Source organism: Neisseria sp. Marseille-Q1983, from assembly GCF_018224585.1.
GTDB classification, from domain to species: Bacteria; Pseudomonadota; Gammaproteobacteria; order Burkholderiales; family Neisseriaceae; genus Neisseria; species Neisseria polysaccharea.
On record NZ_JAGTUI010000028.1, the window covers coordinates 465 to 13,352 of the forward strand.

The 12,888-nt window shown below is 53.1% G+C and carries 8 protein-coding genes; 4 read left to right on the plus strand and 4 right to left on the minus strand.

Annotation, left to right across the window (positions count from 1 at the left end; all coding sequences use genetic code 11):
- Positions 1–285 precede the first annotated feature (285 nt).
- Entirely contained in the window at positions 286–2,967 is a 2,682-nt protein-coding gene (locus KEM39_RS07530) for an autotransporter outer membrane beta-barrel domain-containing protein (RefSeq protein ID WP_211709788.1), read from the plus strand.
- A gap of 634 nt (positions 2,968–3,601) precedes the next feature.
- Here the strand turns inward: KEM39_RS07530 and KEM39_RS07535 are convergent.
- The 4 genes from KEM39_RS07535 to KEM39_RS07550 form a co-directional block, all read right to left on the minus strand.
- Entirely contained in the window at positions 3,602–5,053 is a 1,452-nt protein-coding gene (locus tag KEM39_RS07535; protein ID WP_211709790.1) for a DASS family sodium-coupled anion symporter, read from the minus strand.
- A gap of 384 nt (positions 5,054–5,437) precedes the next feature.
- Positions 5,438–6,691, minus strand: a complete 1,254-nt coding sequence (locus tag KEM39_RS07540) for a complex I 51 kDa subunit family protein (RefSeq protein WP_118783536.1) — start codon at positions 6,689–6,691, stop codon at positions 5,438–5,440.
- The gene (locus KEM39_RS07545) at positions 6,688–8,316 is read right to left on the minus strand and encodes an FAD-binding protein (protein ID WP_211709791.1); all 1,629 of its coding nucleotides are present in this window, start codon (positions 8,314–8,316) and stop codon (positions 6,688–6,690) included. The genes KEM39_RS07540 and KEM39_RS07545 overlap by 4 nt, the downstream gene beginning before the upstream one ends.
- Entirely contained in the window at positions 8,316–8,954 is a 639-nt protein-coding gene (locus KEM39_RS07550; RefSeq protein WP_118818060.1) for a 2Fe-2S iron-sulfur cluster-binding protein, read from the minus strand. Before KEM39_RS07550 ends, KEM39_RS07545 begins: the two co-directional genes overlap by 1 nt.
- A 247-nt stretch (positions 8,955–9,201) precedes the next feature.
- On the opposite strand from KEM39_RS07550, the gene KEM39_RS07555 reads away from it, so the two are divergent.
- The 3 genes from KEM39_RS07555 (at position 9,202) to trkA (ending at position 12,795) form a co-directional block, all read left to right on the plus strand.
- Positions 9,202–9,432, plus strand: a complete 231-nt coding sequence (locus KEM39_RS07555; protein ID WP_153064009.1) for a hypothetical protein — start codon at positions 9,202–9,204, stop codon at positions 9,430–9,432.
- A 329-nt stretch (positions 9,433–9,761) separates the two neighbouring features.
- Positions 9,762–11,285 (plus strand): fumarate hydratase, encoded by a 1,524-nt coding sequence (locus KEM39_RS07560; protein WP_118997939.1) that lies wholly within the window; start codon positions 9,762–9,764, stop codon positions 11,283–11,285.
- Positions 11,286–11,382: 97 nt separating this feature from the next.
- Positions 11,383–12,795 carry a Trk system potassium transporter TrkA gene (gene trkA / locus KEM39_RS07565; protein WP_118997940.1) on the plus strand — a complete coding sequence of 471 codons (1,413 nt, stop codon included), beginning with the start codon at positions 11,383–11,385 and terminating at the stop codon, positions 12,793–12,795.
- The last annotated feature ends 93 nt before the right edge of the window (positions 12,796–12,888 follow it).

Here is a 12,888-nt window from a genome sequence, read left to right on the forward strand (position 1 = left end):
TTTTATTTAGTTGTATATCACTAATATATTATATATGCTATTGATCAAAAAATCAAAAAGAAAAAAAAAAAAAAATTTAAAAAACTTCGGAAAATTTTAAAAAATATTAAAAAAAAAAAAAAAAAAAAAAAAAAAATTAATTTTTTTTTTTATTTTTATATTTAAAATATATAAATATAAATAAATTAATTTTTTTTTTTTTTTTTTTTTTTTTTTTTTTTTTTTTGATTGGATTACCCGATTGGTATAAAATTAAAGATAATATGCAAGAAGTGTGGAAAACTTATGAAAGATGAAACAATCGCACGCTGCCTCCTTTCCGGCTGCCTGCTGGCTTTGGGTATGGAAAAAAGCATTGCCGCTTCCGGTACAATTTTGGAAAAAAACAATTATACGGCGGCGATAGCGGGAAAAAATCAGACCAACGAACATACTTTCGATTATTCGGGCGAAACTGCCGTCAAGCCGATTAATTCCTTGGTTATTGCCGCCTATGGCAAAGGCGCGGTAAATACCATTACCGTCAAGGGCAACCCGTCTGTCGGGGAAAAGGATTTGAAAGATGCAAGTGGTGAAGCGTCGTTGAAAGATGCAAGGGGCGAAGTGTTGAAAGAACCCGCGCATTGGACCATCCAAAAGGAAAAACCTGTGGGGTATGTAAGCAGCGGTCGATACAAGCTTCAGTCATCTGTTGCGAATGCCGGGATTTTGTTGGCAGACCTAAGCTATGAAGGGAAGAACAATATTACTTTGGAAAACGTATCCGTCAAAAATACCTCCTCACAGAATGCCATTTTCGCAAACGACACTTTAGACCCTCGTGGTATGTCGGACACAACCCTGACTTTTAAGGGAAACAACTATCTTTATACAGACGGCACCAAAACAAGCTACAAAACCGAAATGAACGGCATACAGTTACTCAAGAATAATAAAAACTTACAACCCAAAGAAACCAAAAACCATACCAAAATCGAGTCGGAAGCGGGTTCCAATCTGAACATATACGTCCAATCCGGAACGTCTAAAGGGCGCGGCATCGGGGTAACGCAATATAGGGGCGTAATCATCAACACGTCGGGACCGAGAAAAACGGTTATCAATCAGACCGAAATGGATTTTCGCGGCGCGGTCAGCATCAAGGTGGATCGCGGCGATAAGGAGAACGCCGAAAACTATGGTGTTTATGTGGGGAATCTGCCGGAAAAAAACAGAAACAGCGAGGATGTGCCGGACGATTCGTACGACCGCGTTACCTTCCATAGCGATGTCAAAATCGACGTGCAGCCGGTGCTTGAAGAAAGTGGGAAACAAAAATCCATCGGCGATGCTTTGAATGTGGACGGTAAAAACAGCAGGGTGGACATCAAGGGCGACGGAACGGTGCAAATCGACGGCGATATCCACGTCCTCAACGGCGGCGTGATAGATTTAAACCTGAAGAACAAAAATTCTTATCTCAACGGGGAAGCCCATATCGGCAAACAAAGATATACCGGCGATCCCGACGATCCCGATAATCCTCCCGACGGGCAAAACCTGTTTGATGAAGACCGTAAAAACAGCGCGTCATCCATCAATATGACGATGAAGGACGGCGCGCGTTGGAATGTGCAGAATACTTCAAAAATCAACGGTTTGGACATCAGCAACGGCGCGGAAGTGAGCTTTTCGGACGGAGGGCGGAATGTAAATGTCTCCGTGTCCAGACTGAAGGGCGACGGCGGCGTGTTCAAGATGCAGGGCGACATCGTCAGCGGCAAGACGGACAAGCTGATTACGCGCGAAGGCAGCGAAGGGACGCACATCATCGAATATACGGACAATGCCAAGGCAAAAACGACGGGCAGGGAATATCTGAAACTGGTCGAAAATCAGGCCGGCGGCGGGGCATCCTATAAGCTGCACGTCCGCTGTACGGAACACGGGGGGTATTGTTACTCTTTGGGCGAATCGGAAAACTCCAAATATGTCAAAATTGACCCCGACGGCAAGGGGGATCGCTACCTTTTCGCGTCAACATTGTCGACGGGTGCATCGAGCAGCGTCCTCTTCGGCGAGGCGTTATATCAGTTGAACGCGGTTTCCGATGAAACGCTGGTGCAGCGTATGGGCGAAATCCACGCCGACGGAACGCCGCAGGAAGACAACAATGTCTGGCTCAAACGCGTCGGCGGAAAATTCGTCGGCAGCCGCAGCGATTACCGCGTGGGCGGTTACAGCAACCGCTATTGGGGCTTTGCCGGCGGCTTCAACCGGACGGGGTTCGGCGACAAATGGATTCATTACAAAGGGCTGATGCTCCGCCACCTCCAATCGTCCTACGCTTCTGAAAACTATGCCGGAAGCGGCAAAATCTACGGCAGGGCGGCAGGCGTTTATTCCACCTGGCTCAACCGGGAAAGCAGGGCTTATTATGATTTGGTCGCCAATGTGGCAAGGTATAAGGGCAGCTACGGGCTGACCAATTACTCCGGAGTCCGGGTCGAATCGGACGAGGCACGCCTGAATGCCTATATGCTTTCCGCCGAAACCGGCAGGCGGATGGAAAAACAGGACGGCGGCAAAACCTATTGGTGGCAGCCGGAAGCGCAGTTGTCCTACTGGTTTACACGCGGCTACGGCTTTTCGCTGTCAAACGGGCTGGATGCCGAGACGGACAACTTCCGCAGCCTGATGGGGCGGTTCGGCTTTCGGGCGGGCGTGGACGGTTTGGACGGCGGCAGGCTGAACATCTACGGCAAGCTGATGTACAAACGCGAGTTTATCGGCACGATCCGCCACAGGTTCAACGGTTCTGCCGTGGAGGAATTCAAACACCGAGGCGGCTGGTTGGAATACGGCTTGGGCGTGGTGCGCCGCAATGCCGAAAACGGACGGCAGCTTTATTTTGAGGCGCAAAGGTCTTCGATGCACACGATGCGGCAGAATTGGCAGGTCAATATGGGCGTGCGCAGTATGTTCTGATGCGGCGGATGCGCCTGAAAACAATCCGGAACGGTCAGACGCGTTCCGGATTGTTTTTTTGTCGGGGGGATTTGTTGATTGGGGCGTGGATTTGTTTAAAGGTTCGGCAGTTTGTTTGCCGTTTCCGCCTATTCGGGATGGCTGTTCGGCGTGGATGAATTTGCCGCCATATCAAAACAGGCGGGCGATGCCGTCTGAAACTTCGTCATTCCCGCGAAAGCGGGAATCTAGAATCTCTAAAGCTTCAGCTAACCTTTGAATATTGCTGCTATCCCAAGGTCTGGATTCCCGCTTGCGCGGGAATGACGGTGGGAGACGATGCCGTCTGAAACTTCGTCATTCCCGTGAAAACGGGAATCTGGAATCTCAAACTTTCAGATAATCTTTGAATATTGCTGTTGCCCAATGGTTTGGATTCCCGCCTTATATGATGCGCTTCATCAAGGGGGCGCATCATAATAAGGCGGTAATGACGGGGGTGTGCATTTCTGCAACGGTCATATGCCGTCCGGTATTTCGTCCCTTTGTATTTCCATCGACTTAAACATCCGCGCAGCCCCATAAAAAATGCCGTCTGAAATGCGAAACGGTTTCAGACGGCATTTTTTGCCTTAACATTCAAACAGCCGGCGGTTTACCAATAACCCAAAGCTTTCCACCACAAAATACCGACAGTGGCGAAAATCAGGATTTCGATAACGCTCATAATGAAGCCCGCCTTCCACCATTCTCCCATATTGACGTAGTTTGAGCCGTAAATCACAGGCGCGGAACCGGTGGCGTAGTGGGTCAGCGACATCATTATGCCGGTGGCGGCCGCCATCATCAGGGCAAACAGCATAGGCGGCGCGCCCAATGCCAGGCCTGCGCCGTAAAACGCGCCGAACATCGCGGTAACGTGTGCCGTGCCGCTGGCGAAAACGTAGTGGGCGTAGAGATAGGCAAGCATCAGCAGGGCGCAGCCGGCTTCCCAACCCAAACCCATATGGGCGATGCCGCTTTGCATAGATTCGGACAACCAGCCGATAAGCCCCAGTTTGTTGAGGAAGTTCGCCATCATCACCAAGGCGGCAAACCAAACGATGGTGTCCCACGCGCTTTTTTCCTTCAGCGCGTCGTCCCAAGTCAGTACGCCGCTCAGAAGGCAGAGGCTCAAGCCGAGGAAGGTGGTGGCGGCGGCATCGACTTTCACGCCGGCCAGCATTTCGGGAATGCCCGCCCACAACAGCAGCAGGATCACGAAAATGCCGAGCATCATTTTTTCGTCGCGCTTCATCGCGCCCATTTCTTTCAGTTTTTCTTTGGCAAGGGCGGTCGCGTCAGGCGTTTGTTTGATTTCGGGCGGATACAGGAAATACAGCACCAGAGGCATCAGCAGCATCGCAATCAGGCCGGGTACGATCATCGCCAAGAACCAAGTGCCCCAAGAAAGTTGGATTTGCGAATTGGTGGCTTTGGCAACCAGTTCGACAACCAGCGGATTGGGTGCGGTGGCGGTGATAAAAATCAGGCAGGTAATCACGTTGGCGTGGAAGTTGACCAGTGAAAGGTATTTGCCGATTTTGCCTTCCGTCCCTTTTTCAGGATCGGAGTCGAAACTCAAGGCGATGGATTTCATAATCGGATGCACAATCGCCCCGCCGCGCGCGGTGTTGCTCGGCGTAACCGGGCCGATGGCCAAGTCCGCCAATGCCAGGCTGTAACCCACGCCCAGCGTGCGTTTGCCGAAAAGGGAAATCAAAAGGTAGCCGATACGCATCCCCAAACCGGTTTTCAACAGGCCGCGCGAGATGATGATGGCGATACCGATCATCCAGATTAACGAGTTGTTGAGGCTGCTCAAAGCGTCTTTGGTTGCGTCGGCGGCTTTTTCGTTGGTTACGCCGGTCAGCGCGACTAGGGTAATGCCCAAAACCGCCATTGCGCCGATGGGCATGGCTTTGCCGATGATGCCGGCAATGATGCCGACGAACAACGCCAAAAGATGCCACGCGTCGGGCGATACGCCTTGGGGAACGGGGATGACGAACCAGATAAGCAGCGTCAGCGCGAGCGCGGCTGCCGCAGGAATTGGCTTGAAGCCCATATTAGTCTCCTAGTTTGAAGTATCGGGAAAATCGGGTTTCAGACGGCGTGTGCCTGATTTTAGCGGGGGATGCCGTCTGAACGTGTTTTGCGCCGTTCTCTTTTTCAGACGGCATTTCTTGAGTTTTGCGTTTTGCACTTTGTGTTTTGCCCTCTCCCTAACCCTCTCCCACGGGGAGAGGGGATAATGGCGTTGAAAACCAACCGTTATGCAATCCGTCCCCTCTCCCCGTGGGAGAGGGTTAGGGAGAGGGCAAAACCTCAAGATACGCCGTATCGTTTTCCTTCCGGCAAGTGATTTACGTTGTAACACCCGACAAATGCTTAAACCCTAATCAATTTGTCGGCTGACAACCCTGCCTGCCGTCTGAAACGCCTTAGCGGCTTAATCCTGTCCCGCCGGCAGCCCGTACTCTTCGGGGAAGGTACGCAGCGAGCTTTGCAACACAGTAACCGCGCCGTCAATCAGACCGCAGCGGCCGCTTCGTGGCAGCAGTTGGCACAGGCTTTGCAGGGCGCGGAGGTCGTCTGAAGTGCCGATGCCGGTGTCCACGCGGTTGAGCAGGCGGGAAAGCTGGAACGTACCACCTTTGCACGGCGGGCATTGACCGCACGAGTTGGACGCAAAAAATTCCACATATTCGGACACTTTACGCACCACACTCGTGCCTTCGGAAATCACAATCATCGCGCCGGTACCGAGGCTGGATTTGCGTTCGCGCACGGACACGAAGTCCAAAGGCACGTCCAAATCTTTTACGGTCAAAAGCGTGTTTGACGGGCCGCCGGTAAACACGGCTTTAAACGTGCGGCCTTCGAGCATACCGCCGCCGTAGTCGAAAATCAGCGATTGCAGGGTCGTGCCCATCGGCAGTTCGTACAGGCCCGGATTCAATACGTCGCCGGAAAGCGAATAGAGTTTTGTACCGGCCGCATCGCCCAAACCCAGCGATTTGTACCATTCCGCGCCTTTGGCAAGGATTTGCGGAATATTGGCGAAGGTTTCGGTATTGTTGATCAGGGTCGGCTCGCCGTTGACACCGCTTTCGGCTGGGAACGGCGGCTTGCGGCGGGGGAAGGGGAAACCGCCTTCCAGCCAAGAAATCACGGCGGTTTCTTCGCCGCCGATATAGCGGCCTGACGTTTCAACCAGTTGCAAATCCAAAGGTTTGCCCAAGTAGTTTTCGATACGGATAAACAAATCGCTGTTTTTCCATTGCTCGATGGCGGGTGTGATGGAGGCGATGGAGTCGGTCTGATGAGGGTTGACGTACAAAACCGCTTTGTTGGCGCGGCAGGCGACGGCGGCAATCAATACGCCCTCGATGACTTGGTGCGGCGTTTTCGCCAGCAATACGCGGTCTTTGAACGTACCCGGTTCGTCTTCGTTGGCATTGCAGACGACGTATTTGTCGCCGTGTTTGCTTTGGGCGGCAACCGCCGCCTCCCATTTGCGCCAAGTCGGGAAACCTGCACCGCCCATACCGCATAGGTTGGCTTCTTGCAGTTTGGAAACAATGCTTTGAGGATCGGCAAGTGCCGCCAGCAGGCCTTCGCCGCCGCCGACTTTGCGCCACGCGGTCAAATCCGCGCCGACTTGGCGGGACGGGTGCAATAAGTTTTGATTGGCTTGATTCATAATTGTTGCTCCTGCAAACCGGCGTGTTCGCGCAAATCGAATTTGCCGTAGTCGGGATATAAAACGGGGGCTTTGATGTCGCCGGCCAGTCCGGCGCGGGTCATTTCTCGTTGCAGGTCGTGGACGTGTCCGACACCGCCGCGCACTTTTTTCAGCGGCAGGCCGCAATTTGCCGCAGCTTTACCGGCACGGCGGCCGAAGCTGATGATGTCCAAAAGCGCGTTGCCCATCAGGCGGTTGCGGCCGTGGATGCCACCGGTTACTTCGCCGGCGCAATAAAGTCCTTCCACACAGGTTGCGCCGTCGCCGTTGATTTCGACACCGCCGTTTTGATAGTGCAGGGTCGGATGAATCATCACGGGTTCGACAGCGGGATCGATGCCGCATTTGTGGGCGACGTGTCCGAGCGTAACCAAACGGTTCAACACATCAGGATCGTTGGCAATCAGGCGCGGGGTGTCGAGGAATACGCCGACTTGTCCGTCGCGTACCACGCCGCGCCCTTCGCGGCATTCACGCAAAATGGCGGCGGCAACCACGTCGCGCGGCTGCAATTCATCGACGAAACGTTCGCCCAAACCGTTGACCAGTTTGGTGCCTGCGGAACGGACGGCTTCGGAAATCAGCGCGCCCGCCAAGTGTGGAGGGTGGGCAACACCGGTCGGGTGGTATTGGAAAGAATCGACATCACGCAGTTTCGCGCCGACGCGGTACGCCATCACTAAACCGTCGGCGGTTGCGCCGTAGTGGTTGGAAGTGGCGAAACCCTGCAAATGCAGCCTTCCGCTGCCGCCGGTAGCCAAGACCACGGCTTTGGCGTGAACCAACACCAAAGAGCGTTTTTCCAAATCGTACAAAATCGCGCCGACGCAGCGGCCGTGTTCGTCTGATAATAATTCGATGGCAGGGTGGCGGTTGAGCTGGGTGATGTTTTCGTCGAGTTCGACCGCCTCGCGCAGTACACGCATCATTTCAAGGCCGGTAAAGTCGCGGTAGCTCAAAATACGCGGTACGGTCGTACCGCCCGCGCGTTTGCGGCTCAACATACCGTTGCTGTCCGCGCCATTGGCAAGGTCGAAGGTCATACCCAAACCGATCAGCCAGCGGATGGCGGACGGCGCGTCAGTAACCATTTGGGCAACCAAATCTTTTTTGCCTGCGTTGTGGCCGCCTTTGACGGTGTCGTCAAAGTGTTGTTGCAGGCTGTCTTCTGCGCCGACTGCCGCTTGAATGCCGCCTTCCGCCATCACGGTATTGCTGTCGCCGATACGCAGCTTGTTCGCCATAATCACGCGCGCGCCTGCTTCGGTCGCAGACAACGCCGCTGCCGCGCCCGCACCGCCGCCGCCGATGACCAATACGTCGGTGTTCAAATGTTCTGCGCCCGACAAATCATAATCGTCAATCAGCGGCCGGCTGATTAAGAGTTTCGCCAAATCGGGATGGCAGTAATCGCCGGCGTTCGGACCGATGGGCAGCTTCACGCGCGCATTTGCCTGATAATCGGGATGGAATTGGCTCAACAATTCGTTTTTTTCCGGCAGGTCGCCGCGCAGCTCCAGAGAGGACGCGCGCAGGTTGGCAAGGGCGGTTTCGTAGTCTATGCCTTGGATTTTATTCGCCATCACACTGACTCCCCTTCAAATTCGACTTTCATTTTGCCGCTGTCGATTTCGCGCAGGCGGCGCATCAAATCCACAGGGCGCAACGTACGCGCCGCTTTCATACGGCGGGCGAACAGCCCCAAGTGGTTTGGACGGATGTGTTCGGGGCAGGAGAGGGTGCAGAGATTGCACATCACACATTGGTCGAAGGTCAGCGCAGCCGCACCGAAATCGCCCGATACCACTTGCGCCACGCCGTTTTCCACTTCCAAACCTTTGGGGCAGGCGCGGTTGCAGCCGCCGCAATGGCGGCAGTTTTGCGCTTCGGGGAAGGCTTTGGCGGTGTCGTCCAGCCAGTTCCAGCCGTCGCCGACTTCGCCCACATCGTAGTATTGGATATGCTCGGGGATAAAGTAGTCCAAGAAGCTGACCTGCATCCCTTCTTCGACTTTGGTCTCGCACGCCAACGCAGTCGTTACCTCGCGCTCGCCTTCTTTACGGATCATGCAGCGGCACGAACCGCACACGCCCTGTCCCATGCAGCCGACATTGGCGGTAATCGCGCTGCCGGAACGGGCGTAGGCTTGGATAATGGACGAATCGGCGGAGGCCTTGACCTCGTGTCCGTCTATGGTCAGGGTTAACAAATTTTCACTCATGGCAGTGTCCTGTTGGAAGGATAGTAGATTTGGTATTGTGTATTTTTGTTACACAAGAGGAACAAGGACTTCCTCTCGCGTACTATGAATATGTTTATAACTTAATGTTTCTTATGTGAAACATAGTTTATCAGAATTTGTGCCTTATCGTTACTAAACTACAAAATTGCCATAGAAACATATATTGTTGACAAAATTTATGTACGAAATTTTAAAATATAATTATTTTTCAATAAGATTATAAATAATGCCGTCTGAAAAACAGAAAAAACAAACAGAAAAATACAATACATTCTCATTATTGCAATCTAGTGAAAAATATATATATTACTGTAATATATGTATATTTTTTGAAAATTCTGATATTTGGAAAATAAGTTGTAAAATTTCAAAAAGTCAAATGCGTTTGACTTCAGTCAAAATTTCCTCTTTCATATATGACAACTCCCTGCTGTCGTTATATCCTTTAAGCGATTGAAATCAGATTGAAATTATTGAGAATAATTTTTATGCCGTTAAAACGGATATTCGGACAGGTTCGGACGGCATTTATAAAAAACCTAAAATTACCAAACATATTTGTAGTTTTATTTCCATTACAGGCAACAGGCAAAGATTACAAATATCAAAACCCGAGTGAAACAGTATTTTATTAAAACAAATTGATAATCAATAGATTAGAATTATGTATTGTCTTTACCGTACAAACGCTGGCACTATTTCAACCTGATAAAAAACAGCCTTCAAAAAGGTTGTTTAAAACAGCAGCAGACACTTACCGCCACAACCTTGAAAAGGAACACAATCATGACCGTCATCAAACAGGAAGACTTTATCCAAAGCATTTGCGATGCCTTCCAATTCATCAGCTATTACCATCCCAAAGACTACATCGACGCGCTTTATAAGGCGTGGCAGAAGGAAGAAAATCCTGCCGCCAAAGACGCGATGACGCAGATTTTGGTCAACAGCCGCATGTGTGCCGAAAACAACCGCCCCATCTGCCAAGACACAGGTATCGCAACCGTGTTTTTGAAAGTCGGTATGGATGTGCAGTGGGATGCGGATATGAGCGTGGAAGAGATGGTTAACGAAGGCGTGCGCCGCGCCTACACTTGGGAAGGCAATACGCTGCGCGCTTCCGTTCTCGCCGACCCGGCCGGCAAACGTCAAAATACCAAAGACAACACCCCCGCCGTCATCCACATGAGCATCGTGCCGGGCGACAAAATCGAAGTAACCTGCGCGGCAAAAGGCGGCGGCTCTGAAAACAAATCCAAACTCGCCATGCTCAATCCTTCCGACAATATCGTCGATTGGGTATTGAAAACCATCCCGACCATGGGGGCGGGCTGGTGTCCTCCTGGCATTTTGGGCATCGGCATCGGCGGTACGCCTGAAAAAGCCGTACTGATGGCAAAAGAATCACTGATGAGCCACATCGACATTCAAGAGTTGCAGGAAAAAGCCGCGTCCGGTGCGGAATTGTCCACCACAGAAGCCCTGCGCCTCGAACTCTTTGAAAAAGTCAACGCGTTGGGCATCGGCGCACAAGGTTTGGGCGGGCTGACCACCGTGTTGGACGTCAAAATCCTCGATTACCCGACCCATGCCGCTTCCAAACCGATTGCCATGATTCCGAACTGCGCCGCCACCCGCCACGTCGAGTTCGAATTGGACGGCTCGGGTCCGGTCGAACTGACCCCGCCGCGCGTTGAAGACTGGCCCGATTTGACTTACAGCCCCGACAACGGCAAACGCATTGATGTCGATAAGCTGACCAAAGAAGAAGTCGCCAGCTGGAAAACCGGTGACGTATTGCTGTTGAACGGCAAAATCCTCACCGGCCGCGATGCTGCACACAAACGCCTCGTCGATATGCTCGACAAAGGCGAAGAATTGCCCGTCGATTTCACCAACCGCCTGATTTACTACGTCGGCCCCGTCGATCCGGTCGGCGATGAAGTCGTTGGTCCAGCAGGTCCGACCACAGCCACCCGCATGGACAAATTCACCCGCCAAATGCTCGAACAAACCGGCCTCTTGGGCATGATCGGCAAATCCGAGCGCGGCGCAGCCACCTGCGAAGCTATCGCCGACAACAAAGCCGTGTACCTCATGGCAGTCGGCGGCGCGGCATACCTCGTGGCAAAAGCCATCAAATCCTCCAAAGTCTTGGCATTCCCCGAATTGGGTATGGAAGCCATTTACGAATTTGAAGTCAAAGATATGCCCGTAACCGTCGCCGTGGACAGCAAAGGCGAATCCATCCACGCCACCGCACCGCGCAAATGGCAGGCAAAAATCGGCATCATCCCCGTCGAATCTTGAGGCACCATGCCGTCTGAACGCAAAATCTGCCTTCAGACGGCATTTCCGCCCCCGGTTGCGGTACAATCCCCCATTTCATCACTCGGCGACCCACACCGTGAAAATCCTCATTTTAGGCAACGGACAGGTAGGTTCTACCGTCGCGCAAAACCTTGCCGCCATACCCAACAACGACGTAACCGTTATCGACATCGACGAAAAAGCATTGCAGGAAACAGGCAGCCGCCTCGATGTCCAAACCGTTTTCGGCAACGGCGCATCCCCCTTCACATTAGAACGCGCCGGCGCGGAAGATGCCGACTTGCTGCTCGCGCTCTCCCGCAGCGACGAAACCAACATCGTCGCCTGCAAAGTTGCCGCCGACCTGTTCAACATCCCCGGCCGCATCGCGCGCGTCCGTTCCAGCGAATACCTCGAATACCTCAGCCCCAAGCTCGAAAACAACGAAAACGGCAGCCTTTCCATATTCGGCATAACCGAAACCATCAGCCCCGAACAGCTCGTTACCGAACAGCTTGCCGGCCTGATAGACTGCCCGGGCGCATTGCAGGTTTTACGTTTTGCAGACGACCGCGTGCGGATGGTCATCATACAGGCGCGGCGCGGCGGACTGCTCGTCAACCGCGAAATTGCCGACATCGCCCAAGATTTGCCCGACGGGGCCGACTGCCAAATCTGCGCCGTTTACCGCAACAACCGCCTCATCGTCCCCACGCCGCAAACCGTCATCATCGAAGGCGACGAAATCCTGTTTGCCGCCGCTGCCGAAAACATCGGCGCGGTCATACCCGAATTGCGCCCCAAAGAAACCAGCACCCGCCGCATCATGATTGCCGGCGGAGGCAACATCGGCTACCGCCTCGCTAAGCAGCTCGAACACGCATACAACGTCAAAATCATCGAATGCCGGTCGCGCCGTGCCGAATGGATAGCCGAAAACCTCGACAACACCCTCGTCCTGCAAGGTTCGGCAACCGACGAAACCCTGCTCGACAACGAATACATCGACGAAATCGACGTATTCTGCGCCCTGACCAACGACGACGAAAGCAACATTATGTCCGCCCTTTTGGCGAAAAACCTCGGAGCGAAACGCGTTATCGGCATCGTCAACCGCTCAAGCTACGTCGATTTGCTCGAAGGCAACAAAATCGACATCGTCGTCTCCCCCCACCTCATTACCATCGGCTCGATACTCGCCCACATCCGGCGCGGCGACATCGTTGCCGTCCACCCCATCCGGCGCGGCACGGCGGAAGCCATCGAAGTCGTCGCACACGGCGACAAAAAAACTTCCGCCATCATCGGCAGGCGCATCAGCGGCATCAAATGGCCCGAAGGCTGCCACATTGCCGCCGTCGTCCGCGCCGAAACCGGCGAAACCATTATGGGCCACCATACCGAAACCGTCATCCAAGACGGCGACCACATCATCTTTTTCGTCTCGCGTCGGCGCATCCTGAACGAACTGGAAAAACTCATCCAAGTCAAAATGGGCTTTTTCGGATAAACCGCCCCATTCCGGACACATTGCCGCCGCATCGTGATGCCCCATCCCCCGTTTGCCGTCATTCCCGCGCAGGCGGGAATCCAGTGTGTTAGG